Origin of the sequence: Pseudonocardia sp. TRM90224 (assembly GCF_021245725.1) — a bacterium.
Lineage (GTDB): Bacteria > Actinomycetota > Actinomycetes > Mycobacteriales > Pseudonocardiaceae > Pseudonocardia.
Map to the genome: position 1 here is coordinate 1 of NZ_JAJGSX010000038.1, position 25,967 is coordinate 25,967.

27 protein-coding genes are annotated in these 25,967 nt (G+C 71.4%); 14 read left to right on the forward strand and 13 right to left on the reverse strand.

The genetic code is table 11. From position 1 onward, the window contains the following. Positions 1–187 precede the first annotated feature (187 nt). The 5 genes from LL648_RS34375 to LL648_RS34395 all read right to left on the reverse strand — a co-directional run bounded on the left by LL648_RS34375 (position 188) and on the right by LL648_RS34395 (position 5,316). Positions 188–1,420, reverse strand: coding sequence for an MFS transporter (locus LL648_RS34375; protein WP_232666992.1), 1,233 nt, complete (start codon positions 1,418–1,420; stop codon positions 188–190). After that, positions 1,421–2,380: a GlxA family transcriptional regulator gene (locus LL648_RS34380; RefSeq protein WP_232666993.1), complete on the reverse strand. Its 960-nt coding sequence runs from the start codon at positions 2,378–2,380 to the stop codon at positions 1,421–1,423. Between the two features lie 184 nt (positions 2,381–2,564). Beyond that, entirely contained in the window at positions 2,565–3,878 is a 1,314-nt protein-coding gene (locus LL648_RS34385; RefSeq protein WP_232666994.1) for an NB-ARC domain-containing protein, read from the reverse strand. 32 nt (positions 3,879–3,910) lie between these two features. Then, the gene (locus LL648_RS34390) at positions 3,911–4,450 is read right to left on the reverse strand and encodes an anthrone oxygenase family protein (RefSeq protein WP_232666995.1); all 540 of its coding nucleotides are present in this window, start codon (positions 4,448–4,450) and stop codon (positions 3,911–3,913) included. Continuing rightward, a complete protein-coding gene (locus LL648_RS34395) occupies positions 4,447–5,316 on the reverse strand; it encodes an NAD(P)H-binding protein (protein ID WP_232666996.1) in 870 nt (289 codons plus the stop codon). Before LL648_RS34395 ends, LL648_RS34390 begins: the two co-directional genes overlap by 4 nt. Positions 5,317–5,409: 93 nt before the next feature. Between LL648_RS34395 and LL648_RS34400 the strand changes: the two genes are divergently transcribed. Beyond that, positions 5,410–6,375 (forward strand): AraC family transcriptional regulator, encoded by a 966-nt coding sequence (locus LL648_RS34400; RefSeq protein WP_232666997.1) that lies wholly within the window; start codon positions 5,410–5,412, stop codon positions 6,373–6,375. Positions 6,376–6,420: 45 nt separating this feature from the next. Then, entirely contained in the window at positions 6,421–7,077 is a 657-nt protein-coding gene (locus LL648_RS34405; protein WP_232666998.1) for a TetR/AcrR family transcriptional regulator, read from the forward strand. A 6-nt stretch (positions 7,078–7,083) separates the two neighbouring features. On the opposite strand, the gene LL648_RS34410 is transcribed toward LL648_RS34405, so the two are convergent. After that, the gene (locus LL648_RS34410) at positions 7,084–7,512 is read right to left on the reverse strand and encodes an ester cyclase (RefSeq protein ID WP_232666999.1); all 429 of its coding nucleotides are present in this window, start codon (positions 7,510–7,512) and stop codon (positions 7,084–7,086) included. Between the two features lie 87 nt (positions 7,513–7,599). Between LL648_RS34410 and LL648_RS34415 the strand changes: the two genes are divergently transcribed. Continuing rightward, on the forward strand, positions 7,600–8,673 hold the full coding sequence (locus LL648_RS34415; protein ID WP_232667000.1) for a LuxR C-terminal-related transcriptional regulator: 1,074 nt from the start codon (positions 7,600–7,602) through the stop codon (positions 8,671–8,673). A 22-nt stretch (positions 8,674–8,695) separates the two neighbouring features. On the opposite strand, the gene LL648_RS34420 is transcribed toward LL648_RS34415, so the two are convergent. Continuing rightward, positions 8,696–9,505 carry an SAM-dependent methyltransferase gene (locus LL648_RS34420; RefSeq protein ID WP_232667001.1) on the reverse strand — a complete coding sequence of 270 codons (810 nt, stop codon included), beginning with the start codon at positions 9,503–9,505 and terminating at the stop codon, positions 8,696–8,698. On the opposite strand from LL648_RS34420, the gene LL648_RS34425 reads away from it, so the two are divergent. Together LL648_RS34425 and LL648_RS34430 are read left to right on the forward strand one after the other, a co-directional pair. Further along, complete coding sequence (locus tag LL648_RS34425) at positions 9,506–10,309, forward strand: ABC transporter ATP-binding protein (protein ID WP_232667002.1); 804 nt, start codon at positions 9,506–9,508, stop codon at positions 10,307–10,309. Beyond that, a complete protein-coding gene (locus LL648_RS34430; protein ID WP_232667003.1) occupies positions 10,306–11,124 on the forward strand; it encodes an ABC transporter permease in 819 nt (272 codons plus the stop codon). The genes LL648_RS34425 and LL648_RS34430 overlap by 4 nt, the downstream gene beginning before the upstream one ends. A 15-nt stretch (positions 11,125–11,139) precedes the next feature. On the opposite strand, the gene LL648_RS34435 is transcribed toward LL648_RS34430, so the two are convergent. Beyond that, entirely contained in the window at positions 11,140–11,637 is a 498-nt protein-coding gene (locus LL648_RS34435; RefSeq protein ID WP_232667004.1) for a winged helix-turn-helix transcriptional regulator, read from the reverse strand. Positions 11,638–11,735: 98 nt separating this feature from the next. Here LL648_RS34435 and LL648_RS34440 point away from each other — a divergent pair, with 98 nt between their 5' ends. Together LL648_RS34440 and LL648_RS34445 are read left to right on the forward strand one after the other, a co-directional pair. Next, complete coding sequence (locus LL648_RS34440) at positions 11,736–12,920, forward strand: MFS transporter (RefSeq protein WP_232667005.1); 1,185 nt, start codon at positions 11,736–11,738, stop codon at positions 12,918–12,920. Next, the gene (locus LL648_RS34445; RefSeq protein ID WP_232667006.1) at positions 12,917–13,780 is read left to right on the forward strand and encodes an alpha/beta fold hydrolase; all 864 of its coding nucleotides are present in this window, start codon (positions 12,917–12,919) and stop codon (positions 13,778–13,780) included. The genes LL648_RS34440 and LL648_RS34445 overlap by 4 nt, the downstream gene beginning before the upstream one ends. An 88-nt stretch (positions 13,781–13,868) precedes the next feature. On the opposite strand, the gene LL648_RS34450 is transcribed toward LL648_RS34445, so the two are convergent. Then, positions 13,869–14,435: a PadR family transcriptional regulator gene (locus tag LL648_RS34450; RefSeq protein ID WP_232667007.1), complete on the reverse strand. Its 567-nt coding sequence runs from the start codon at positions 14,433–14,435 to the stop codon at positions 13,869–13,871. 73 nt (positions 14,436–14,508) lie between these two features. Here LL648_RS34450 and LL648_RS34455 point away from each other — a divergent pair, with 73 nt between their 5' ends. Together LL648_RS34455 and LL648_RS34460 are read left to right on the forward strand one after the other, a co-directional pair. Then, positions 14,509–15,873, forward strand: coding sequence for a carotenoid oxygenase family protein (locus tag LL648_RS34455; protein ID WP_232667008.1), 1,365 nt, complete (start codon positions 14,509–14,511; stop codon positions 15,871–15,873). Further along, entirely contained in the window at positions 15,873–16,529 is a 657-nt protein-coding gene (locus tag LL648_RS34460) for a VC0807 family protein (protein ID WP_232667009.1), read from the forward strand. Before LL648_RS34455 ends, LL648_RS34460 begins: the two co-directional genes overlap by 1 nt. Here LL648_RS34460 and LL648_RS34465 read toward each other — a convergent pair. After that, positions 16,516–19,281, reverse strand: coding sequence for a BTAD domain-containing putative transcriptional regulator (locus LL648_RS34465; protein WP_232667010.1), 2,766 nt, complete (start codon positions 19,279–19,281; stop codon positions 16,516–16,518). The genes LL648_RS34460 and LL648_RS34465 overlap by 14 nt on opposite strands. A 120-nt stretch (positions 19,282–19,401) precedes the next feature. Then, the gene (locus tag LL648_RS34470) at positions 19,402–20,007 is read right to left on the reverse strand and encodes a cysteine hydrolase (RefSeq protein ID WP_232667011.1); all 606 of its coding nucleotides are present in this window, start codon (positions 20,005–20,007) and stop codon (positions 19,402–19,404) included. 306 nt (positions 20,008–20,313) lie between these two features. On the opposite strand from LL648_RS34470, the gene LL648_RS34475 reads away from it, so the two are divergent. Continuing rightward, positions 20,314–20,514, forward strand: coding sequence for a hypothetical protein (locus LL648_RS34475; protein WP_232667012.1), 201 nt, complete (start codon positions 20,314–20,316; stop codon positions 20,512–20,514). After that, complete coding sequence (locus LL648_RS34480; RefSeq protein ID WP_232667013.1) at positions 20,511–21,929, forward strand: OmpA family protein; 1,419 nt, start codon at positions 20,511–20,513, stop codon at positions 21,927–21,929. The genes LL648_RS34475 and LL648_RS34480 overlap by 4 nt, the downstream gene beginning before the upstream one ends. On the opposite strand, the gene LL648_RS34485 is transcribed toward LL648_RS34480, so the two are convergent. After that, positions 21,911–22,219 carry a VOC family protein gene (locus LL648_RS34485; protein ID WP_232667014.1) on the reverse strand — a complete coding sequence of 103 codons (309 nt, stop codon included), beginning with the start codon at positions 22,217–22,219 and terminating at the stop codon, positions 21,911–21,913. The two genes, LL648_RS34480 and LL648_RS34485, sit on opposite strands and share 19 nt — an antisense overlap. Before the next feature lie 68 nt (positions 22,220–22,287). On the opposite strand from LL648_RS34485, the gene LL648_RS34490 reads away from it, so the two are divergent. After that, positions 22,288–22,887 (forward strand): hypothetical protein, encoded by a 600-nt coding sequence (locus LL648_RS34490; RefSeq protein WP_232667015.1) that lies wholly within the window; start codon positions 22,288–22,290, stop codon positions 22,885–22,887. Positions 22,888–22,905: 18 nt separating this feature from the next. On the opposite strand, the gene LL648_RS34495 is transcribed toward LL648_RS34490, so the two are convergent. Continuing rightward, complete coding sequence (locus LL648_RS34495) at positions 22,906–23,496, reverse strand: hypothetical protein (protein ID WP_232667016.1); 591 nt, start codon at positions 23,494–23,496, stop codon at positions 22,906–22,908. A gap of 96 nt (positions 23,497–23,592) precedes the next feature. Between LL648_RS34495 and LL648_RS34500 the strand changes: the two genes are divergently transcribed. Both LL648_RS34500 and LL648_RS34505 read left to right on the forward strand, forming a co-directional pair. Beyond that, entirely contained in the window at positions 23,593–25,077 is a 1,485-nt protein-coding gene (locus tag LL648_RS34500) for an FAD-dependent oxidoreductase (protein WP_232667017.1), read from the forward strand. A gap of 66 nt (positions 25,078–25,143) precedes the next feature. Next, positions 25,144–25,740 carry a TetR/AcrR family transcriptional regulator gene (locus LL648_RS34505; RefSeq protein WP_232667018.1) on the forward strand — a complete coding sequence of 199 codons (597 nt, stop codon included), beginning with the start codon at positions 25,144–25,146 and terminating at the stop codon, positions 25,738–25,740. The last annotated feature ends 227 nt before the right edge of the window (positions 25,741–25,967 follow it).

Sequence of the window (25,967 nt, forward strand, 5' to 3'; positions counted from 1 at the left end):
GAAATCCATGCCACCGAATGGATCGTGCGAATAGCGGATGGGCAACCGGAATTCATTCCGCCCAGATACGTCGACCCGGACCGAGTCCCCCGACGAAGACCGCACCATCACGTCCAGGCCGCCGCCATCCACACGTCGTGGTAGGTGCCGGCCACGGCTCGTCCTGGTCGAAGGTCGCCCGCATGCGCTACCGGCCTCGGCCGAGCGCGCGGGGCAGCGTGAGCACGACGGCGACGGTGGCGAGGGTGCCGGTGGCGCCGGCGATGATGAAGGTGGTGGGGGCGTCGGTGGCGTCCAGGAGGAGGCCACCGCCGATGTAGGAGATGGCGGCGGCGACACCGATCGCGCCGTAGAGGTTGGCGAAGACGCGCCCGAGGATGTGGTCGGGGACAAGCCGTTGGAGCAGGGTGTTGCTCGCGACGTCCATGGCGGCGAGCCCGATGCCGCGCAGCAACTGGACGGTGAAGGCCGCCGCGACGGCCCAGGCGATTCCGGTGAGCAGGTTCCCGACGCTGCTGATGGCGAACCCGGCGCTGAGCAGGACCGTCATGGACCGGTTGCGGGCTCGGGTGAGCAGCAGGTATCCGGCGAGCAGCCCGATCCCGACCGCGCCCAGCAGCAGCCCGACCGCCGAGTCGCCGGCGTGGAGGGTGTCGGTGGCGAGCACGAGCAGGGCGACGTCGTCGATGCCGTTGGCGGCCACGACGACGCAGAACCCGAGGGCGATGATCCGTACCGGGCGGTGGGCCCAGATGTAGCCGAGGCCTTCCCGCGCCTGCCCGAGCAGCGACGGTCGCGGGCCGGCTCCCGGGTCGGGGTCGAGGCTGGGCGGCAATGCCGGGAGCCTGGTCAGCAGGGCCGCCGAGAGCAGGAACGAGGCCGCGTCGACCAGCAGCACGCCCTGGATCCCGACGAAGGGCAGCAGCGCGGCGGCGACGAGCGGACCGAGTGCCTCGGCGCCGTTGGTGCCGAACCCGAGGGTGGAGTTCGCCGCGGGCAGGTCCTTGGCCGGGACGAGGGCGGGGATGGCGGCGCGGGAGGCGGGTTGGAAGATCTGCCCGGCCACCGCGCGGACCCCGACCAGCGCCAGCAGCAGCGGTAGTGGGGGCAGGGTGAGCGCGATCGCGATCAGCAGCGCGGCCTGGACGAGCTCGCTGATGATCATAACTCGGCGGCGGTCGAAGCGGTCGCTGATGGCACCGCTGATCGGGGCGAGCAGAGCGGGTGCGAAGTCGCCGACCAGGAGCAGCGCGGCGACGGCCAGGGCCTGGCCGGTGGTCTGGGCGACGTGCAGCATGAGCGCGACGAGGCTGAGCGAATCGCCGACGAACGACACGACCCGCGCCACGCTCAACCGGCGGAACCCGGAGTTCGACGCCAGCAGCGCCACCGCACCGGACGCCGGAGCTGCGTCCGCCACTCAGCCCGCCGCTCTGATCATCGAGGACCTGTTGAACGAACGCCGGTACACACCGGGTGCCACTCCGACCGCCTTGACGAACTGCTGGCGCAGACTGCCCGCACTGCCGAAGCCCGCGATCCGGGCGACGCGCCCGATCGGCTCGTCGGTCGTCTCGAGCATCCGCCGGGCGAGCCGGAGGCGTTCGCCGAGCAGCCACTGCACCGGCGTCGTGCCCAGCTTGGCGTGGAACCTCCTCGCCAGCGTCCGCTGGCTCAACCCCGCCACCCTGGCCAGGTCGGTGAGCGCGAGCGGCTGGTCGAGCCGGGCGAGCGCCCACTCCAGCATCCGGTCGAACGTGTCGTCGCGCGGCAGGACCCGTGAGTCGACCAGCTGAGGACGCCCACCAGCGCGTTGTGGCGACGACAGCACGCGGCGCGCGACGGCGTCGGCCGCGGCGGCGCCCTGGTCGTCGTTGACGAGCTGCAGGCACAGGTCGAGTGTGGCCGCCGCGCCGGCGGCCGTGATGAGGCGACCGTCGCGGGTGAACAGCGTCGTGACGTCGAGCTCCACGTCGGGGTGTCGCCGGCGCAGCGTCGCGACATCACGCCAGTGCGCCGTCGCGCGCCGGCCCGCGAGCAGCCCGCTGGCGGCGAGGGCGAACAGTCCGGACCCGATCGCGACGATCCGCGCACCCTGCGCGTCGGCCCTGCGCAACGCGTCGAGCACGGAGGCCGGCGCCGTCACGTCCGGCTCGGCCGCGGGCACGAGCACCGTGTGGGCGCCGCGGAGACCGTGCAGCCCGTGTGTGGCGTCCAGCGTGAACCCCGAAGCGATCCGGGTCGCGCCGGGAGCGGCTGCGCACATCCGCAGCTCGTAGGGCCGGACTCCGCCCGACGCCCGGCCGTCGGCCCCGAAGACCTCGACCAGCATGGCTATGTCGAGAACTGTCGTTGCCGGCAGGATGAGCAATGCGACCACATGTGGGACGGCCCGCGCATGGGCCGCGGATTGCGTCCGCGGTCCTTCTTCCACGATTCCCCCCGACCCATTCTGTGCCACAGATCCCTGCTGGAACCCTCGCGGAGCGCGCTGTCGAGGGTCAAGCGCGACCACTGGACAAGCAGGGGACATCCAGGGGACACCGTCATCATCCGGTGATCAGTCAACGTTCCACAGGAAATGGCGAGGCTCGGCCGCGGTGATCCAACAGCCGGTCGAGCGCCGCACACCGATCGGGCTCGGGATCGACGCGGCCGCAGCGCGCGGCGGCGTCGTGGCGGGTCAGGTCGTGGAACCGGTACCGGCCGGGGGCGTGCTCGTGGAGCAACTGCAGGTCCAGCAGCGGCTCGACCTGCCGTTCGGCAGCGCGTGGAGTGGACCCGGCCAGGGCTGCCACGTCGTCGACGGTGATGTCGGGGCCGGGATGCAGCCCGAGCAGCCGGTAGAGGCGTTGCGCCGCCGCCGGGAGGTGCTGGTAAGAGACGTCGAGCATCGCCGTGATGCTGAGCCCGGGGCCCGCATCGAGCTCGCTCGCGCGGGAGCGGTGCTCGCGCAGCCGCTCGACCAGGTCGGCCACCGTCCAGGAGGGATGGCAACGCATCCGCGCCCCGGCGATCCGCATCGCCATCGGCAGCCGACCGCAGAGCTCCACCAGCTCGTGCAGCCGCTCGGCGGGCTCACCACGCACCCGGTCGTCCCCGACCGACTTGGCGAGCAGCTCCACGGAGTCGGCGGGCGTCATGACGCCGAGCGCGAGGCTGCGAGTGAGGTCGAGACCGACCAGCCGCCGCCGGCCGGTGATCAGCACCAGTCCCCCGGCGGTGCCCGGGAGCAGCGGTGCGATCTGGCGTTCGTCGAGCACGTTGTCGAAGAGGAGCAGCACCCGCCGGCCGGCCAGCCGGCTCCGGTAGAGCGCCGCCCGCTCGTCGAGCCCGCGGGGAACCTCGTCGCTCGCGACGCCGAGCGAGTGCAGAAGCCGTTCGAGTGCCGCGTCGGGTTCGACCGGCCGCATCCCTTCTGCGTGGGCGTGCAGGTCGAGGAAGATCTGCCCGTCCGGGTAGCGGTCGGCGAGCCGTTGGGCGACGCACGTCGCCAGTGCGGTCTTGCCGACCCCGGCCATCCCGTCGATCTGGGCGACGACCATCGCGGCCGGGTCGCCCGCAAGGTCGTCGAGCACCGTCAGCTCGGCCGCCCGACCGGTGAACACCGGCGAGCAGCCGGTGTGCACCGGCGCTCCGCGGGCGACGGCGAGCAGGAGCGCCCGCTCGGACGTGCTGAGCTCCAGCGCCGCCGCCAGCAGGTTCGTCGTAGAGATCTGCAGCCGGTCGCCCGAGTCGCCCGACTCGATCCTGCGGATCGTGCGGACGTTCAACCCCGCCGCCGCCGCGAGCTGGGCCTGCGTCAGCGAGCTGCGCTCCCGCCAGCCCTTGACCATCGACGCGAGCGGGCGTGCGTCTTCGCCTGCCTCCGGCTCCACGTCCCCCACCCATCTCCTGCTATCCGGCAGCCTCAACCTGTGCGGACGAGCGAGAGCGCTCGGCCGGTACAGAACAGCGCGGCGACGCAGGTCAGCGTTCGCGCCACGTTGGCGACCCGCCACGGTGTCTCGAAGCCGGCCCGCATGGCGGCCAGATCGGCGATCCCGCCCGGATCGCCCGCCCCGACCAGCGCGTAGTTCATCGGCAGGTTGATCACCATCGTGATCACCAGCGCGGCGACGTAGAACGCGAGCGCCGCAGCCATCCACCGGGCCGCCGGCCGCGCGCCGCGGCGGTGCGCCACGATCGCCGTGATCGCCGTCGACGCCAAGGCGCCGAACGAGACCAGGAAGAACACCGGGTTCTCGATGGCCACGACGAGGACCTGCATCACGCTCACGAAGGCCCGGTCGTCGAGGAGCGCGAGGCCGGGCATGACCGAGACGTCCCAGGCGAAGAACAGGCCGGCCATCAGCCCGACGGTCACGAACGCGATTTGGAGCGACACCGGCACCGACCGCGCGACGGGCTCACCTCGGACGGGCATCGGGGTCGAGCTGCCTGTGCTCATGCGCCGACCTGCTCGACTGCGGAGTCGCTCCACGCACCTGCGGCCGCGGTCGCGACGGCCCACTCGGCGAAGTCCTTCGGCCGGCGCCCCAGCACCTCGTCGATGCCGTCGGAGAGGTACTCGGAACGGTGGTTGCGGACCACCGCGAACAGGTCGCGCAGCGCCTCCGCATCGGCGCGCGGCACCCCGACGTCGATCATCTCGGCGGCGTGCTCGTCGGGGTCGAGCCGGACGTACTCGACGGGGCGGCCGGTGGCCTCGGTCAGGTCGGCGGCCACCTCCGCGAGCGTGCGCAGTCGCGGCCCCGACAACGCGTAGGTCCGCCCGACGTGCCGGTCGTCGAGCAGCACCTCGACGGCCACGTCGCCGACGTCGTCGGTGTCGACCCACGCCTCGCCGCCGTCTCCCGCGGACAGCCGCAGCTGCCCGCCCAGCACGTAGTCGCGCAGCCACGCCTCGCTGAAGTTCTGCATGAACCAGGCCGGCTGCAGGATCGTCCACTCCAGACCGCTGACCTTGACGGCGTCCTCCAGCTCGAGCTGGCTGTCGTAGACGGCGAACTCCCGCCCGGGGCTGCCGACCCCACGGCCGGAGAGCAGCACCAAGCGCCGCAGCCCGTTCGCCGCGGCCCGCCGGACGAAGCGGCCCGCCGCGGCCAGGCCGTCGGGGTCGACCGGCGGCGCCAGGTAGGCCGTCGTGCCGCCGCGCACCGCGGACGCCCAGGTGGACTCGTCGTACCAGTCGAGTCGCGGTTCGCTGGACCGGGAGACCAGCCGGAAGTCGACGCCGCGAGCGCCCAGCCCGGCCGCTACCCGACGGCCGGTCTTGCCTGCGCCGCCGAGGATGAGGATCGGTGAAATCTGCATGTCCTTAGTCGACCGGAGCCCGGTGAGAAAGACCATGGCCAGATGCCGCATCACCATGTCCAGGCGTCTCAATCCGGCGTAGTGTCTGGCCGCGTGGATGTGCTCGACGACCTGCTCTCCGGCACCCGTGCGCGCGGCGGCGTCTTCAACCTGACCATCGTCGACCGGCCGTGGGGGCTGGACATCGTCGACAAGGCACCGCTGTCGCTGGCGACCATCCTGTCCGGCTCGGGATGGGTGCTGCGCCCCGGCGAGGAGCCGGTCGCGATGAACGAGCGGGACGTCGCGGTGCTGTCCGGGGCCGACTCGTACGTCGTCGCCGACACCCCGCAAACCCGTCCGACAATGCGGATCCACACCGGCGGCAGGTGCGAAGGGCTGCCCGGAGCGCCCGTCGACTACAGCGCCAGCCTCGGGATGCGCACGTTCGGCAGCCGCTCCGACACCGAGACGTGGCTGGTCAGCGGCACCTATCAGCGGATCGGCGACGTCGGTGGCCGGCTGTTCAGCGCCTTGCCGGCCACCGTCGTCGTGCCGGCCGCCGAGGTCGGGCCGGTGATGGACCTGGCGGTCGAGGAGATCCGACGCGACCAGCTGGGCCAGCAGACCGTGCTCGACAGGTGGCTCGACCTCGCCCTGATCACCACACTGCGGGCGTGGTTCGACGGGCTGCAGTCGCACGCCCCCGGGTGGTACCGCGCCCAGCACGACCCCGTCGTCGGGCACGCGCTGCGGCTCATCCACGACGACCCCGCCCGTCCGTGGACGCTCGAATCGCTCGCCGACGCAACCGGCGTCTCCCGGGCCACGCTCTCGCGGAAGTTCACCGGCATCGTCGGCGAACCCCCGATGAGCTACCTCGCCGGTTGGCGGATCACACTCGCCGCCGACCAGCTCAGCGACACGTCCGACACGCTCGACACGATCGCCCGCCGGGTCGGCTACGCCAACGCCTTCGCGCTCAGCGTCGCCTTCAAGCGCCTGCGTGGCATCACCCCGACCGCGCACCGGCACGGCACGGACCGGGCGCCGGCCTCAACCGCGAGCGGCGCCGTCTGAGTACTGAGCCGTCCAGTACCCTCCAGACAGCGAGAGGAGGGACCGATGAGCGAGGTCGCCGACCGGAGCGACGCAGGGCTGAGCGGTCCGGCGCTGAGCCGCTCCGGGCTCAAGCGCCGGTCGATCCTGGAGGCCGCCCGGACCGTGTTCCTGCAGAACGGGTACGCGGGCACGAGCATGGACCAGATCGCCGCGCTCGCCGCGGTGTCGAAGCAGACCGTCTACAAGAACTTCGTGGACAAGGAGCGGCTGTTCACCGAGGTCATCACGGGCAACATCGCCGAGGCGGAGAGCCGGTCGCAGTCGCTGCTCGACGCGCTCCCCGACAGCGACGACCCGCGGCGCGACCTCCAGGAGTTCGCCCGCCAACACATCGTCACCGTCATGCAACCGCACCTCGTGCGGATGCGGCGGATCCTCATCTCGGAGGCCGACCGGTTCCCCGAGCTGGCACGGACGTGGTTCGAGAGCGGCCCGGAACGCGGCCACGCCACGCTCGCGGAGCGGTTCGCCGAGCTCACGGACCGTGGCCACCTGCACATCGACGACCCGCTGCTCGCGGCCCAGCACTTCAACTGGCTGGTCCTCTCCATCCCGTTGAACCAGGCCATGTTCCGGGCCGTCGACGAGGACGTCCCGAAAGCGGAGCTGGAGCGCTACGCGGACGAGGGCGTGCGGGTTTTCCTGGCCGCCTACGGCTGAGCGGCTTCAGGCACTAGGGTCTAGCCCCAGCTGGCGCAGCAGGCCGAGGTCGTCCAACCGTCCCCAGCGTTCCACGATCTTGTCGCCCTCGATGCGGAAGACGTTGATCCCGCGCAGCACGAGCGTCCGGCCGGTTCCGGGCACACCCATCAACTCGCCCTGCTGGATCCCGGTGGCGGTGAACCGCTCGACGACGATGTCGCCCTCGGCGACCAGCTGCTCGACCTCGCTGCGCCAGTCGGGCAGCGCCGCGCGGAACATCGCGCCCGCCTGTCGCATCCCCTCCGGGCCGTCCGCGCCCGGGACCGGCGGGTCGTGGTCGACGAAGTCCGGCGACAGGTAGCGGCCGACGGCGTCGAGGTCACCCTTGGTGAACAGGTCCTGGATGAACCCGATCACCAGCTGCTTGTTGCGTTCGAGCTGATCTGGAGTCATGCGGGAATCGTCGGCCGGCGGCGGGACGGCGACCATCCCAGCAAGTTGGGGTTTCCAGCCGCCCGGAACGGGCTCCACACTCACCTGGTGGCCAGAAGCGCGGCCGCCCGGCAGGCCGAGCACGACATCGTGCGCGCCTGCCACAGCGGTCTCGACCCCGATCGGCTGCGGCACACGGTGCTGCGGTCGCTCCGGCGAGTCATGACCATCGATGCCGCCTTCTTCGCGACAGCCGACCCGGAGACGCTCCTGTTCACCGGCGGGCACGCGGAGGATCCGCTCGGCACGGCGACCGCGCGGTTCCTGCACAACGAGACCGGCGGCGCCGACGTGAACACGTTCACGGCGCTCGCGAAGGCCGCCACGCACGTCGCCTCCCTCGACGGGGCGACCCGGCACGACCGTCCCACGAGCGAGCGCTACCGCGAGATCATGCGACCGCTCGGGCTCGGTGACGAGCTGCGTGCCGCCTTGGTCGCCGGCTCCGATTGTTGGGGCTACCTGTGCCTGCACCGCGAGGACGTCGAGCACGGGTTCACGCGGGCCGAGGTCGACGTCGTCGCCAGGATCGGCCCGCACGTCGCCCACGCGCTGCGTCAGGCGGCGCTGCTGCACCCGACACCCAGCGGCGGCGATCCGCCCAGACCGGGCGTCGTCCTCCTCGACGATCGGCTCGACGTGGTCGCGAGCACGCCGGAGGCCGATGCCGTCCTCTCGCTCATCGACCACCACGACTCCACTTCGCTTCCTCTGCCGGTGGCGGTCTACGCGGTCGCGGCAGCGCTGATGAAAGTCGAGGAGATCGACCCGGCAGCGGTCGCGGCGCTGCCGAGCGCACGTGTGCCGAGCAAGGTGGGAAGCTGGATCACCGTGAGCGCCTCCCGGCTGCAGGGTGACGGCGAGCGCCGGATCGCGGTCGTCGTCGAGGTCGCGGAACCGAGGTCGGCGCTCGGGATCCGGCTCGCCGCGCACGGCCTCAGCGCGCGCGAGCAGGATGTCGCCCGGCTCGTGCTCAGGGGCGAGCCGACCAGGACGATCTCGGACACCCTGCACATCTCGACGCACACCGTGCAGGACCACCTGAAATCCGTCTTCGACAAGGTCGGCGTGCGGAGCCGCCGCGACCTCGTCGCCATGATGCTCGGCGCACACGGCCGCTGAGGCACCCACCGGGCAACCGACACTACGGCTTGCGCCCCACCCCGCCGTACTCGTCGAGGTGCGTCGGCTCCGGCGCGCCGTCCGGCCGCGGGTCCGGCCGCCAGAACGGGACCGAGACGATCCCCGGCTCCACCAGCTCCAGGCCGGCGAAGTAGGACGCGATCTCCTCCGGCTCGCGATCGTGGTAGACGTCGCCGCCGGTGTCGGCGTAGTCCTTCTTCGCCTCCCGCTTCAGCTCCGTCGGTGTGCCGTCGCTGACCGCGAGGCAGCTGCCCGCGGGCAGCCGTTCGAGGTACTGCCCGACCAGCGTCCTGGCGTCGTCGAGGACGGGGATGTGGCCGAGCACGCCGAACATGAGCAGCGCGATCGGTTCGGTGAGGTCGAGGGTCTCGCCGGCGTGCGCGATCACCCCGGCCACGTCGCGGATGTCCGCGTCGAGGTAGCTCGTCGCGCCCTGCGGTGTGCTGGTCAGCAGCGTCTGCGCGTGCGCCAGCACCAGCGGGTCGTTGTCGACGTAGACGATCCGCGCGTCCGGGGCGTGGCGCTGCGCGACCTCGTGGGTGTTGTCCGCCGTCGGCAGCCCGGTCCCGATGTCGAGGAACTGCCGGATGCCCGCACCGACCAGGAAACGCACCGCACGCTGCAGGAACGCCCGCGACTCCCGCGCGTTCAACACGATCTGCGGATACACCGCCACAACGGCGTCGCCGGCTTCCCGATCGACCTCGTAGTTGTCCTTGCCGCCCAGCCAGTAGTTCCATATCCGCGCGGAGTGCGGAATGCTCGTGTCGATACCGGTACCGGCAAAGGGGTCAGTCGACTCATCGCTCACGTGACCATCCTTCCGGGTAACTTCGCTCGTGCCGATCCCCGCAGAGGCACCGAGGAGAACGACCTGACCACGAGCACCCGCGCGCTGGCCGTCGACCGCGTGCGGAAGTCCTTCGCGACCGGCACCGTTGCGCTCACCGACGTGAGCCTCACGCTGGACGCCGGCGAGTTCGTCTCCGTGGTCGGCCCGTCCGGCTGCGGGAAGTCCACCCTGCTCAGGCTCGCCTGCGGCCTGGAGACGCCGACCGCCGGGAAGGTCACGACGTCGGCGGCGTCCACCAGCTACGTCTTCCAGGACGCGACCCTGCTGGAGTGGCGCACCGCGCTGCGCAACGTCGAGCTCGTCGACGAGCTGCGCGGCGCGCCGAAGGCGGAACGGCGCGCCAAAGCGCTCGGGGTGCTCGAACTCGTCGGGCTCGCCGGATTCGAGCACCACCATCCCCGCCAGCTCTCGGCCGGGATGCGCATGCGCGTCTCGCTCGGACGTGCGTTGGTGGCCGAACCGGAGCTCGCCCTGTTCGACGAGCCGTTCGGGGCGCTCGACGAGATCACCCGGCTGCAAATGCAGACGGAGCTGCAGACGCTTTTCCGGCTGAAGCGGTTCGCCGGGCTCTTCATCACGCATTCGGTGTCGGAAGCGGTGTACCTGTCGACCCGGGTGGTGGTGATGAGCGGCCGGCCCGGCCGGATCGTCGCCGACGTCGACATCCCGTGGGACTACCCGCGGGCTCCCGAGCTGCGGTACGAGGCGGAGTTCGCCGCGATCGCCGGCAAGGTGTCGGCGGCATTGGGGCAGCACGCGTGAGCACACCGACCGCCGTCGACTCCGCGCGCCGGCCGTGGCTGCGCACCGCGCTGGCCGGCGCCGCCCCGATCGTCGGTGCCCTCGCCGGGCTCGCCGCGATCTGGTACGGCGTCACCTACCTGGTGCTGAGCCCGCAGCAGCGGTTCCTGCTCCCGCCGCCGCACGAGGCGTTCGGCGCGGCGCTCGGCAACCCGCAGCTGATGGGCCCGATGCTCGACGCGCTCGGCCGGACCATGGCGGTGGCCGTGATCGGGCTGCTGATCGCCGTGGTGCTCGGCGTCGGCTATGCCGTGGTGATGTCGCAGTCGGCGTGGGCGGAACGGCTGCTCTACCCGTACGCGGTGATCCTGCAGACGATCCCGATCCTCGCGCTCGTCCCGCTCATCGGGATCTGGTTGGGCTACTCGTTCCCGGCGCGGGTGGTCGTCTGCGTGATCATCTCGCTGTTCCCCATGATCGCGAACACGCTCTTCGGGCTGCAGTCGGCGAGTGCGGCTGCCCACGACCTCTTCACCCTGAACAAGGCGACGCGGTGGCAGCGGCTGGTCAAGCTGCAGTTCCCGGCCGCGGTGCCGTCGATCTTCACGGGCCTGCGCACCGCAAGCGGCCTCTCGGTGATCGGGGCCATCGTCGGCGACTTCTTCTTCCAGCAGGGCGCACCCGGCATCGGCGGGCTGCTGCGCCTGTACACCCAACGCCTGCAGATGGACGCGCTGTTCACCGCCATCACGCTCACCGCGCTGTTCGGCGTGGTGGTGTTCGCCGTCTTCGCCGCGCTCGACCGCGCGGTAGTGGGCCGGTGGTACGGCCGCTGAGCGTCGACAACGACGTCATGGCTGTTTGTTAGCGCTCACATCAGCCAGGACGTCGTTGTCAACGGGATCCCCGCCGTTCGGGACGAGCGTGATCTTGGTGTCGTTCGGGCCGACCGGGCGGCCGTCGGCCGCGCGGATCTCCAGCTTCGCCAGCGGCCGGCCGGTCTCCTTGTCGACGATGCGGGAGCGTGCCTCGTCCGGCTCGAAGAGGTGCTCCTCGCTCCACTGCCGCAGCGCGACCAGCACGGGGAACAGCCCGCGCCCCTTCTCGGTCAGGACGTACTCCTGGTACGAGCCGGCCGGGACGGTCTCCAGCAACCCGTGCGCGACGAGCGCGTGCAGCCGGGCCGACAGGATGTTCTTGGCCAGGCCGAGGTTCTTCTGGAACTCCCCGAACCGGCGCAGCCCGTCGAACGCGTCCCGGATGATCAGGAACGACCAGCCGTCGCCCAGCACGTCGAGCGGGCGGGCGACGGGGCAGGTCGCGCCCTCATGACTGGTCCGTCGAGGCATTGACGTCCCTCCTCCGGTTTCACTCTGCAACCCTACTGGTTGCAAAGTGAAACCGCCTTGTGCGAATGTGGTTGCACTTTGCAACCACGAGGAGGGTCATGACGACGACGAGGGCGAGCACCCGGCTCCCGCTCCTCTTCTCGCTCGCCTGCGGGCTCGCGGTCGCGAACGTCTACTACTCCCAACCACTCCTGGAGATCATCGGCAGCGAGTTCGGGATGAGCGTTGCGACCGTCGGCATCGTCGGCACCGTCACCCAGGTCGGCTACGGCCTCGGGCTGCTGCTGATCGTCCCGCTGGGCGACCTCCTGGACCGGCGCCGACTGGTCGTCCGGCAGACGCTGCTCTCGGCGGTCGCGCTCGGCGCCGTCGTGCTCGCCCCGACCGGAGCCGTACTGCTCGCGAGCATGGCGGCAGTCGGTGCGCTCGCCGTCGTGACGCAGGTGCTGGTCGCCTACGCCGCCGGCCTCGCGAACCCGGGCGACCGCGGCCGTGACGTCGGCATCGTCACCAGCGGGATCATCGTCGGCATCCTGCTGGCCCGGACCGTGTCGGGGACGCTGGCCGACCTCGCGGGCTGGCGGTCGGTCTACGTCGTCTCCGCCGCCGCGGCGCTCGCCATGGCCGGCCTGCTGCACGTCGCGCTCCCCCGGACCGCCGAACCTCGCGCGCAGATCCCCTACCGCCGCCTGATCGGTTCGGTGTTCAGGCTTTTCGTCGAGGTGCCGATGCTGCGGGTCAGGGCCGTTCTCGCGGCGCTGATCTTCGCGGCGTTCGTCGTGCTGTACACGCCGATGGTGCTGCCGCTCAGCGCGCCGCCGTACTCGCTCTCGACGACGCAGGTCGGCCTGTTCGGGCTGGCCGGAGCCCTCGGCGCGCTCGGCGCCTCGCACGCCGGCCGGTTGACCGACCGCGGACGTGGCCAACGCACCACCGGGATCGGGCTGACGATCATGCTCGGCTCCTGGCTCGCGGTCGCGTTCCTGCCGTTGTCGCTGTGGGGCCTCGTGGTCGGCGTGCTCGCCATCGACTTCGGGCTGCAGTCGGTGCACGTCGCCAACCAGAGCCTGATCTACCGGGTCCGCCCGGAAGCACAGAGCCGGCTCACCGCCGGATACATGATCTTCTACTCGGTCGGCAGCGCAGCGGGCGCGATCGCCTCGACCACCGTCTACGCGCACGCCGGCTGGACCGGCGTCTGCGTGCTCGGCGCCGCCATCAGCCTGGCCGCACTCGTCTTCTGGGCGGTCACCCGCAACCACTCGCAGAAGGAGTCACCTTGACCCACTACCGGACGGCCGACATCGACGGCCTCTCGATCTTCTACCGCGAGGCGGGCGACCCACGCCTGCCGACGATCCTGCTGCTGCACGGCTTCCCGGCGTCGTCGTTCATGTACCGCGAGCTCATCGACCGGCTGGCCGACCGGTTCCACGTGATCGCGCCCGACTACCCCGGCTTCGGGCACAGCGCGGCGCCGTCGCACACCGAGTTCGACTACACCTTCGACCGGCTCGCGGACGTCGTCGACGGGCTCGTCGACCACCTGGACCTGCCGTCGTACGCCCTCTACATGCAGGACTTCGGTGGGCCGGTCGGGTTCCGGGTGGCCACCCGGCGGCCGGAGCGGGTCAGCTTCCTCGTCGTCCAGAACGCGAACGCGTACGAGGAGGGCCTGCCCGACAGCTTCTGGGGAGCGATCCGGGACCTGTGGCACGACCCGTCCGGGACCAACCGGGCCAAGATCGCCGAGGCCGGGATGTCGCCGGCCGCGCTCGAATGGAACTACACCCACGGTGTCGCCGACGTCGAGCGGATCAGCCCGGACAGCCGGCTCCTGCAGGAGGCGTTGCTGAACCGGCCCGGCAACAAGGACGCCATGCTCGACCTGCTCTACGACTACCGGACGAACCCCGCGCTCTACCCCGAATGGCAGGAGTACCTCCGGACGAGCCGGCCGCCGACGCTGCTGGTCTGGGGCAAGAACGACGTGGTGTTCCCGGAGTCCGGCGCGCACCCCTTCAAGCGCGACCTGCCGGACGTCGATTTCAACCTGCTCGACACCGGCCACTTCGCGCTGGAGGACCACTGCGAGCAGATCGCCGCCCACATCCGGAGGTTCGCCGCAGCCCTCCCCGGCTAGACACACCCGAAACTTCCCCACCGTTTTGCCAACTTGCACACCCTGCGGGGCGTGCAGATTGGCAAAACGGTGGGGAAGTTCGGCGTCGTCAGCGTGCGGACGGCGCGCTGTCGGCGGCAGCGGCGGGCTGGTCGGCCGCCGAGATCTGCTCGATCGCCCACTGCGCCCAGCCGTGCACGGCCTCGTACTGGCGCAGGCCGAACTCGGCGGCCAGCAGTCCGAACCCGACGGGGCTCCCGATCGTCGGCGGGCCGTTCTCCGCGCGGATCCGGCGCAGCTCGGTGGCGGACTCGGCGGTCTGGTCGGCGATCCCGCGCAGCAGCTCGAGCGCGTCGTCCCGATCCAACGCCGAGATCAGGAACAGCCGCAGCACCATCTCGTTGCGCACCTTGGCCTGCGGCGGCGGCTCCATCAGCCACCGCCGCAGCTCCGCCCGCCCCTCGGGCGTGGCGGCATACGTCCGGCTGCCGCGCGCGCCTTCGTGCGTGACCTCGACGAGCCCGGCGCCGGCCAGCCGGTTCAGCTCCGGATAGATGCTCGTGTGGCCGGCCTGCCAGGCATAACGGCCGATGTCGTCCTCGAACGCCTTTGTGAGCTCGTAGCCGCAGCTGGGTTGGAGGGTCAGCAGTCCGAGCAGTGCGTGTTGGAGCGACATGCCGGAACTCTACATGACAATCTCGACATGTCGGTATTGACATGTCGAGAGCGGAACGTGCAAGCTTCCTCCTGTGACAACCAGCACCGAACGCCCACTGCACATGACGGGCCACCTGGCCCCGGTCCCGGACGAGATCGACGCCACCGACCTGCCGGTGGAGGGCGCGCTCCCGCCCGAGCTCACCGGCCGCTACTTCCGCAACGGGCCCAACCCGCGCCCCGGCGAGATCTCCCAGCACTGGTTCACCGGCCACGGGATGATCCACGGCATCCGGCTCCGCGACGGCCGCGCCGAGTGGTACCGCAACCGGTGGGTCCGCACGGCGGCGCTGGACGGCAAGCCGACGTTGCGCGCCGACGGCACGATCGACCGCAGCGTGGGCGTCGCCAACACCCACGTCATCGAGCACGCCGGACGGATCATGGCGCTCGTCGAGAGCAGCTTCCCGCACGTCATCACGCCCGACCTGGAGACCGTCGGCACCTACGACTTCGAGGGGCGGCTCACCACGGCGATGACCGCGCACCCCAAGGCCGACCCGGTCACCGGCGAGCTGCACTTCTTCGGCTACAGCGTGGTCGCGCCCTTCCTCACCTACCACCGGCTCGCGGCCGACGGCACGCTCGTGACCAGCGCCGACATCGAGGTTCCCGGCCCGACGATGGTGCACGACTTCGCCATCACCGATCAGCACGCGGTGTTCCTCGACCTGCCGATGACCTTCGACTGGGAGCGGCTCGCGAAGGGGATGCCGTTCGACTGGGACGACGCCTACGGCGCGCGGATCGGCGTCATGCGCCTCGACCGGCCCGGCGTGGTGCACTGGTTCGACGTCGAGCCCAACTACGTCTTCCACGTCGGCAACGCCCACACCGACGCGGCCGGCCGGGTGGTGCTCGACGCCGCCCGCTACGGCCGGGCCGACGCGATCGCCATGTGGCGCGGGCTCGGGCCCGACGTCGCGGGTGACGCTGCCGCCACCGGCCTCGCCCGGCTGCACCGCTGGACGCTCGACCCCACGACCGATGTCGTTACCGAGACGGCCCTGCACGACCGCGGCATCGAGTTCCCGACCGTCGACGACGAGCGGGTCGGCCGGGAGGCGCGCTACCGCTACGCGGTCGCCGACTCCGCCGCCGACGCCGGGATCGTCAAGTTCGACGCCGCACTCGGCACGGTCACCGAGCACCCGATGCCGGCGGATACGGTGGCCGGGGAAGCCGTGTTCGTTCCGTCCGCGGCCACCCACCGGGCGGAGGACGACGGATGGCTGCTCTCGATCACGACCCGCCGCGACGGCAGTGCGTCGCAGTTGCTCGTGCTCGACGCGACCGACGTCGCCGGTGAGCCGGTGGCAAGAGTGACCCTTCCCCGTGGTGTGCCGGCCGGCTTCCACGGGTCCTGGATCGACGACGCCGTCCTGGAGCAGCAGTGATGATCGCGAGCGAACACCGCAGCGAAGCCGTTGCGGGCGAGGAGAAGCCGGTCAACCCCGTGCGGATGATGATGCGCGGATTGGCCTTCGACGTCGGGCTGCCCGTCGTCACCTACTACGCGCTGCACCTGCTCGGCGCCGACGACTGGGTCGCGCTGCTCGCGGCGTCCGGGATCGCCGCGACGCGGATCGTCTGGAGCGCGGTGCAGGAGCGCAAGCTCAACCAGTTCGCGACGGTGATGCTGCTGGTCTACGGGCTGGGGTTCGCGCTCGCCTTCGTCACCGGCGACCCGCGGACGCTGCTGCTCAAGAGCTCGTTCGTGACCGGCGCGGTCGGGCTCCTCTTCCTGGCGTCGGCGATCCACGGCAAGCAGCCGCTGACGCTCAGCGCCGCGCAGAGCTTCATGCCGCGCAAGTCCGCGGAGCTCGCCGAGCTGTACCGCGTCGAGCCGAAGGCCAGGAACCACTTCCGGATCTCGTCCACCGTCTGGGGTGTCGGGCTCCTGACCGAGGCGATCGTGCGGATCCCACTGGTCTACCTGCTCCCGATCGAGATCGCCTACGGCGTTACCGAGGGCATGTTCGTGGCGACGTTCGTGGTGCTGATGGTCTGGAACGGCTGGTACGTCCGGCGCACCGGGTTCAAGCAGGATTGAGCAACACCAACGCGCGGTCCCACTCGAACCCCCCGCCCTCGGGCAGGGGGTCGAGCGTGCTCAGCTCCTGCCCGATCCACTCCTCCGGGCCGCCCATGAACGTGAACGGCTCGATGCCCAGCCGCTCGCTGTAGGCCCGCACCGCGGCCAGCAGCGTCCGCGCGTCGTCGGTGCGGCCGACCCGCGCGAGCGCAACGACCCCGAGGTGCACGGCCGAGAGGCCGAACGGGATGTCCGCCTCCCGCAGGAACCCCGCGGCGGCCTCGCGCAGTGCGGTGAGCGCGATGGCGGCCCGCCTCGTGGCGTCCGCCGACCCCGGCGGGCAGTGCAGGTGGGCCTCGCCGAGGCCGGCCTGCGCCCACACCCCCGTCCAGCCCCTGGCCACGGTATGCACGTCGTGGGCCGCCGCAAGCACCCCCGCGTCGTCCCCGGCCCGCAGTGCCCGCATCACCAGCGCGATGCCCCGAACAGCGCGGGCCGGTCCGCGCACGCCACGCACACCCGTCCGCTCTGCCACGGTGATCGCACGTTCCGCGGCCTCCAGCGCGAGGTCGGGCATGCCGGACATCACCGCGGCGAAGCCGAGCAGGTAGTGCTGGTCGCAGAGCTCCAGGGGGTCGGACTCGGGTAGCGACGCGCAGATCCGCCGCATCTGCGGGATCAGCCAGCTGCCCGCGACCCGGTCGCCCGCCATGAAGAGCGTCGCGTTGACGCTGCAGAGGATGCGACCACGGGCGACCGGATCACCGTCGGGCGCGGCGTCCAGCACCGCCATGCCGAGCCGCGCGGCCTCGGCGTTCGGCATACAGCGGGTCATGAACAACCCCATGGACCCGACGGAGTGCAGTGCCGCAGCCGGATCGTCGGCGAGGTCGTGGGCGACGCCGGCGCGCAGGTTGGGCAGCTCCGACGTGAGGTCGGCGAGGTAGCGGCCGCCGCGACCGGCGCGGACCGCGGTGATGCAACCTTCCGCGAGCCCGCGCACCCATCGGGCGTGGGCGGCGCGGCTCGCGCGCGGATCCGGGTCGATCGATCTGCAGTACGCCCGGATGCTCTCCAGCAGCAGGTACCGGGTGGGCACCGAGCTGGTGTCGGCGGCGACGACGGACCGCGTGACCAGCGCCGAGAGCGCTTCGAGCGGCTCCGCCTGGTCGACGTCCGACATCACCGCGGTGGCGGCGTCGAGCGTGAATCCGCCCTCGAACGGCCACAGCCGCAGCAGCAACGTCCGGTCGCGGACGTCCAGCAGGTCGACGCTCCAGCCGATCGCGGCTTCGAGCGTGGCGTGCGCGGCCACCGAACCGCGAGGCACCGCGCCCAGCAGCGCGAAGCGGTCGTCGAGCCGTTCGGCGATGTCGGCGATGCCGAGCAGGCGCGCACGGGCGGCCGCGAGCTCGATGGCCAGCGGCAGGCCGTCGAGCGATTCGACGATCCGCTGCGCCGCCGCCGTGTCGTCCGCGGTCGGCACCCAGTCGGGGAGGACGGCTTCGACACGGTCGACGAGCAACTCCACTGCGCGGTCGACGGGGAGCGGTCGCACCGGCAGCGTGACCTCGCCGTCGATGCCGAGCGGGCCGCGGCTGGTGGCGAGGATGCGCAGGTCGGGGCAGCCGTCGAGCAGTGCGAGCACCAGCTCCGCCGCCGCGTCGGTCACGTGCTCGCAGTTGTCCAGGACGAGCAATCCGCGCTGGTCGGCGAGCACACGCACGGTCGCGGCCGTGAGGTCGCCGGGCACCGCAGGCAGCCCGACCGCGGCCGCGACGACGGTGGGCACATCGGCCGGCTCACGCACGTCGGCCAGCCGGGCGATCCACAGCCCGGCGGGGCCATCGGTCCGCGCGGCGTGCTCGACGGCGATGCGGGTCTTGCCGACACCGGCCGTCCCGACGAGGTTCACCAGCCGGTGCTCCGCCAGTTGTGCGCGGACGGCCGCGAGCTCGCCGTCGCGGCCGAGGAACGAGGTGAGCGGGCGCCGCAGCGGCGACCGGTGCCGCGCACCGGTTGCCGGGTCGAGGCCCGGATCGTGCGCGAGCACCTGCCGTTCGAGCTCGCGCAGCTCGGCGCCCGGATCGACGCCGAGCTCCTCGGCGAGGACCGCCCGCACCGTCCGCAGCGCGGCCAGCGCCTCGCCCTGCCGGCCGCAGCGGTAGAGCCCGCGGGCCAGCAGCGCCCAGCGGCGCTCCCGCAGCGGCGCGACCCTGGTCAGCTCGGTGAGCTCGGCGACGGCCGCCGCGGGATCCCCGTCGGCGAGACGGGCAGCGGCCCGCTCCTCCTGCGCGACGGCGTGCAGCTCGGCCAACCGGCCGCGGGCCGCGTCGACGACATCCGACGAGGCGAGATCGGCGAACGGCTCACCCCGCCAGGTCTCCAGTGCGGCCGTCAGGCCGGCCGCGGCCCGCCCGGGATCACCGGCGGCGGTGGCGCGGCGCCCTTCCTCCACAGCGGCGGCGAAGGCGGCGGCGTCGACTGCGGCGAGGTCGACGGCCAGCCGGTAACCGCCACGGCCGCGCTCCAGGAGGCTCTCGTCGCCGAGCGTGCCGCGCAGCCGCGACACGTACGACTGCATCGCCGTCCGCGACTTCGGCGGCGGCCGGTCGCCCCACATCGCCTCCGCGAGCCGGTCGTCCGGGACGACCTGGCCCGCCTCCAGCGCCAACGCCGCGAGAAGGCGCCGCGGGAGCATCCCGCCGAGATCCACCGGCACGCCGTCGACCAGCACCTCGACGGGGCCCAGCACCCGGACGGCCAGCACGCGCCCAGGGTCCCCGATCACAGTGCGCGCACGCCTACCGGGGCGCAGCAGTGGCCGTCGACAACGACGTTATGGCGGTTTGTTAGCGCTAACAACAGCCAAAACGTCGTTGTCGACGGGTCAGGCGAGCGCCGCCAGCACGTCGGCCGCCGTCCGGCTTCCTGCGGTCACCAGCTCCATGATCCCGAGCGAGCCCTCATGCATTTCCGGAGTGGCCGCGGCGACGCAGTCGCTCACCGGGTGCACGGTCAGACCCAGGTCGGTCCCGTGTCGTGCGGTCTGCTCGACGGTCAGGTTCGTGGCGACGCCGGTGACGAACACCGTGTCGATCCCGCTGCCGGCGAGACGCGCCGGGAGGTCGTTGCCCGCCAGCCCGGAGAGCTTCTGGTTGTCGACGACGTTCGCGGGGTCCGCGTCGCCGAGCATCTCTCCGATCAGCTGGGTGCCCGCCGCGTCCGGCCGGAACGCCTCCTGCGCGGCGCCTACTGCGGACATGAACCCGGTGTTGCGCACGAGCTGCCCCTCACCGACCGGGATCGCGAACCGCGTGAAGAACACGGGCACCCCCGCGGCGATCATCGACCGGTGGAACTGCGCCGCCCGCGCCACCACCCCGCTCTGCCGCACCGGCTCGGCGAGCATCCCACCGAAGAACCCGTCCGGCTCGATGACGTTGACCTGCCAATGCAGAGCCAGCACGGCAACCCGACGCGGATCGAACTGCATCTCCACTCCGTTCCGTCCCCGAGGGACGGCCTGCCGGCTCCGCCCGAGCCGGATCCTGATCATCATCCCATCGGGGGACTGAGGCGACTGCCAGGAAGGTCAGCGATGCGTGCGGGACGCACACGTGCCAGGAAAGTGGCTTTCCTGGCGCCACAGGACAGGAAAGTGGCTTTCCTGGCACACCCTCGACCCCCGGCGCGCGGCCGCGTTATCTCTTCGGTCTACTTTGCGGTCCGGCCTGCTTTCGAACGGCAGCCCCCCGGCGGATCCTCAGCACATGACCCGCGCCTCGAAGCGATCCGACCGGTGATGGCCGTCCCGGCCGGTGGCGACCCCGTCGCCCACTTCACCCTCGACATCGATGCCGCAGTCAGGCCGATCACCGGCCGGCTCGCGAGCGGCGACCAGTGCTGGCCTTTCTCCGGCTGGGTGGAGCTCGCGGCGGTGCTCCACAACGCGCTCGAGCGGGGCGCCGCGGAGGAGACGGCGGGGGTCGGGCCGACATGATGCGCTGGCGAATGCTGGGAGTCCTGCTGCTGCTCGTACCCGCTTGCGCGTGTGCGGCGGCGCCGCCCGTGGGCGCGCCATCGCGCCCGACAGCGCCGATCGAGCACGTTCCGACCCCGCCGGCGGCCCCGGGCGTTGCCGCTGCCGCATCGACCGGTCTTCAGCTGGAAGGGCACAACTTCCGGCTGGTGCGGTTGAACGCCGACGAGATGGCGCTGCAGTTCGACGTGGTCAACAACGGCACCGAGGACTTCATCCATGTCTCTGACTGGACGAACGGCTTCAACCCCCCGCTGCGGTTGGTGGACCTCCCGCGAGGCGCGGAGTACACGGTGCTCCAGACCGACGTTCCGGGCGGCCTCAACCCCAGGACGAGCGCGATCGACAAGATCCGGCCCGGTGTGCCGGTGACGGTCACGACCGTCTACCGGGCCCCGCCGCCGGAGACCACCCAGATGCTGGTCACGGTGCAGCTCCTGCAGCCGGTGCTGGTCGGGGTCGAACCGGTCGGCGCACCGCTGAAGGACGACCCGGTCCTGCACGAACCGCGTGCCGACGACGGAAGATCCGTGGTGCCGGTGGTGTGCGACGTCGGCGGCGGCAGCTCCGATGGAGGGACGGTCCCGGCGCAGCTGCGGCTCTCGAGCGACCTGCTGTTCGCGTTCGGCAGCGCAGAGCTGACGCCGAGGGCGGCGACCGCGATCAGCGAGCTGGACGAGCAGATCGACGCCAAATCGGGCACGGTCCGGATCGAGGGGCACACCGATGCGATCGGGGACGAGGCGGCCAACCTGCGCCTTTCCGAGCAGCGTGCGGCCGCGGTGCGCGAGGCTCTCGCGGCCAGGCTCGGCCCGGGCTTCACCTTCGAGTCGGTCGGGTTGGGCGAAACCCAGCCGATCGCGGCGAACCAGCGTGCCGACGGCAGCGACGACCCGGACGGACGGGCCCAGAACCGCCGGGTGGTGATCAGGGTCGGTGCGGCCGGCACGACGGCGAAGCCGGTGGGCGCACGGCGGCTCTCGTCGAACTGGCGCGATCCCGGGCTGACGGCGGAGGTGGGATCGGCCCGCCGGATCGGGCCGTACGTGCTGGTCACCGTCCTGGTGCGGAACACGACCAGTTCGACGGTGCAGACCGTCATCGCTCCGCCGTCGTTCCAGGTGATCGGTCCGGAGCCGACCGGGGTCACGCTGGTGGATCGGGTGGGCCAGCGGCGGCACCGGATGTGCTTCGCCACCGGTTGGCTCGGCAACAAGGGCCTCGCCTACACGCACGATTCCGTTTCGGAGATCCCACCCGGCGTGGAGGTTGCCTTCCACGGCCTCTACCAGGCGCCGGGGGCGGACGTCGACTCGGTCGATGTCGAGATCGACGGTTTCGACGCGGTCGTCCCCACTCAGCTGACGCCGATGTGAACCTTCCGGCCGTCCGGATCGGAGAGGAGGTGCTCACCGGGGCCGAGCTGCCCGGCCACCGACCGGTCGACCACGAACCCGAGCCGCAGGTCGCCGGTGATCCGGCCGCCACGGGCCGGGTACAGCTCGACGACCAGCCCGCCGGGCAGCTCCGCCGCGAAGTGGACGGGGCCGGCCCCGTGGCGCTCGCGGACGAACACCAGTCCGAGGCTCCCGTAGAAGTCGCGGCAGGCGTCCAGCCGCTCGGTGTAGATCACCAGCAGCGTTGGTCGCACGGCCGACGAGGTCACGTCCCCAGCATGCCCGCGATCACCGCTTCCACCTTGACAAGAAAAATTGTCGGTGAGACGGTGGCGCAATGCAGACAAAAGGAACGACCTTCAGCGCCACCTTCCGGATGCCGGCCGCACCGGACACCGTGTGGCGGCACCTGCGCGAGCCCGAGCTGCTGCGCCGGTGGTTCGGCTGGCACGGTCCCGAGTTCGAGAGCGAGATCGTGGGACTGTCGGGCGGGTTCAGCACCGTCGAGGACGACGGCCGCAGCGTCGTCATCGGCGACCACCGCATGGCGCTGGCCGAGATCGGGTCGGAGACCGAGCTACACCTCTCCCGGATCACCGAGGCCGAAGCGCACGGCATGGAGATCGACGAAGGCTGGGTGACGTTCCTCGAGCAGCTGCGCTTCGTCGTCGCCGAGCAGCCCGAGGGCCAACGGCACACGTTCATGACGGGGGGCGCGCCGACGACCGAACCGCAGTGGCCGCACGAGGAGTGGGCGCGGTCGGCACATCAGCGCACGGTGATCGTCCGCGGCTCGGGCGACGTCCAGCTGGCGATAGTCGGCTCGGCCGACGGCGGCCCGTCCCCGCACGTCGTGGTCAACAGCTACGGCCGGACCGACAGCGAAGCAGCCGAGCTGCACGCGGAGATCGCCGCGTGGGTGGCCGGCACCCGATGACCGAGCACTCCCTCCTGTTCACCTCGGCCGATATGTCCCGTCTTCCGCTCGTTCCCACGCGCCCGAGCCGGCACTGAAGACGGCCTCCAGCTCCGGCCACCGATCGGTGAGCTCGGTGAGCGTCGCGGTCGCGCGATCCACCGGCGGCATGTCGGCGAGCGAGACGAACCACATCGGCGCTGGCAGATCTGCCGGCTGGGCGCGCACGACACGCTCGGGAGCACGGTCCTCGCTCATGACCCGGGCGTCGATGTGCGCCCACTCCCCCGGCTCGTACCCGATCTCGTCGGCGCCGACATCGGTCGCGATCACGTGCTCCGGTCCGAACTCGACGATGTCGTCGTAGTTCAGCCCGGGCATCACGATCGGGACGTTCGCGAGCCGTCCGCGGTAGCGCCCGTCGGCATCAACGGCCAGCACCTCGACCCACATCCGCTCGGCGTCGAGCGTCTGACCGTCGATGGCGCGAGGGACGCACATGAACAGGAGCTTCACGAGCCGACCGACCTGGAGCGAGCGCCTGGTCTCCGGTGTCGGGATGAAGAACGTGCGCGGGGCTGCGGCGTGCTGCTCCTCTGCGTCGGCGAGCCAGTAGCCCGTGGCATTCACCGCGCCATGATGGCGCACCCCGGCTCGTTGACGCCCCTGGAACACAATAGTACGTTGTTCTTTAGTTCTGGAACACCGTGCTTTCAGGGGGAGAACATGCCGGAAGAGCCAGTACTCCGCAGCTACGACGGGCCGCCCGAGCAGGGGCGCCACGCCGTGGTCATCGGATCCGGAATGGCCGGCCTGCTGGCCGCGCGGGTCGCGACCGAGCACTTCGAGCAGGTGACGGTGATCGATCGCGACCGCTTCCCGGAGCGGCCCGACCACCGCAAGGGCACCCCGCAGTCCCACCACGCGCACGGCCTGCTCCCGCGCGGCCACGAGATCGTCCACGGGCTGTTCCCCGGCATCGGCGACGACCTGCGCGCCGCCGGTGCGACCGTGGCGAAGGGCGTCGGCGCCGTCGTCGTGTCGCCGGCCGGACCGCTGCCGGCGCTCCCCTCGCCCGGCGAGTTCGTGATGTTCAGCCGGTTCCTCCTCGAATGGACCATCCGCCGGCGGCTCGCGGCGCTCCCGCAGGTCCGGTTCCTGCAGGGCGCCGACGTCGTGGGGCTGGAGGCGGACGGGGCCGGCGTGAGCGGCGTTCGGCTGCGGCACCGCGGCGACGCCGACGGCCCCGACGTCGTCCCCGCCGACCTGGTGATCGACTGCAGCGGTCGCAGCTCCAAGGCGCCCGACTGGCTCCGGGAGCTGGGCTGCGGCGACGTCCCCGAGGACGTCGTGAACACCGGACTGAGCTACGCCTCGCGGTTCTTCGAGCGGCCCGCCGGGTTCCCCGACGAGTGGCTGAGCGTGCTCATCAACGGGCGGTCGCCGGACAACCCGCGCGCGGGCCTCCTGCTGTGCGTCGAGAACAATTTGTGGCACGTGACGGTCGGTCAGGTGCTGGGCGACCGGCTACCCGCCGAGGGCGCCGGAGCGCCCGACGACGCGGCGTTCCTCCGAATGGCGGGCGAGCTGGCCGACCCGACCATCTACGAGGCGATCAGGGTGGCCAAGCCGGTTAGCCCGATCCGCGGGTACCGCACGCCGACCAACCGGTTGCGCCGGTTCGAGAAGCTGAAGCGGATGCCGACGGGTTTTGTGGTCACCGGCGACGCCGCCTGCGCGTTCAACCCGATCTACGGGCAAGGCATGACCGTTGCGGCCATGGACGCGTTGGTGCTGGCCGAGGCGCTGCGGCGCAGCGAGGGGGGCCGGTCGGCGGACTTCGCGCAGGCGTTCCAGGCCGACCTCGCGAAGAACGTCGCCGCGCCGTGGTTCGTCGCCACGAGCGAGGACCTGCGCTGGGCGGACGTCCGGATGACCGGGGCCCGGCTCGGCCTCGTCGCGCCGATCGGGCGCCGCTACATGGATCTGCTGCTGCGCGCGGCCGTGCACGACCCCGAGCTCACCGCCGTCTACCTCGGCATCATCTTCATGCTCGCGCCGCCGAAGAGCGCCGTCGCCCCGTGGATCATCGCCAGGATCGTGCGCAGCTTGTTCAGCCGTCGTCTGCGGCAGCCGCTGCAGGAGTACGCGCTGTCCGCCGAGGGTCTTGCCGCGGTGCGCAAACTGCCGGACGCGGTGGTGCCGGCATGACCTGCCCGGTTTGCGTGATTACATGGCATCCGTGCTCGTAACCACCACCCCGGGGTCCCGGGGCGCATGACCCGACACCGCACCCCGACTCTCGAGGTCAGGGAGGCGCTGCTGCGTGCCGCGCGGGAGCTCCTCGACGAGGGCGGCCCCGCGGCGCTCGGCGTCCGCGACATCGCCGCGCGCGCCGGTGTCGCGCCCATGGGCGTCTACAAGCGGTTCGGGTCGAAGAACGGCATCGTCGACGAGCTGTTCCGGCAGGGGTTCGAGGAGCTGGCGGCCGCGGTGGGCCCGGCCGGCAGCGACGACGTGCGGGCCGACATCGCCGCCGGGATGGCCCGCTACCGCGAGTTCGCGCTGGCCAACCCCGCTGTCTACCGCCTCATGTTCGACGCCCCCGTGCCCGACTTCGGGCCGTCGGCGATCGCCATGGAGTCGGCCCGGACGGCGTTCGACCGGCTCGTCGTCGCGATCCGGCTCGGCGTCGCCGAGAACACCTTCGTCCAGGGCGACCCGGTCGAGATGGCGCAGCGGTTCTGGGCGTCGTGCCACGGGGCCCTCAGCGTGCAGCTGCGTGGGATCGGTTTCGTCACCGATTTCGAGGCGCACTACACGGCGCTGGTGGAGACGCTGTTGCGCGGCATCTCGGTCGACCCGACGGCCTAGTACTGCCGTTGTAGATAGTGATCATGTCTCGGGCCGGGTTCTGCAATGGCTGGTTGCGGGCGGGTGGTCCGGTTGGTCTTGGTGCTTGCGGTCTTTTAAGGGCGCCCTCGCCGGGCGGGCAAGTCTCCGGGATGGTCGGGGTCGTGCCATTGGCGCAGACCGGTCTTGGGTGTCGACAACGACGTTTTGGCTGTTGTTAGCGCTCACAAACAGCCATAACGTCGTTG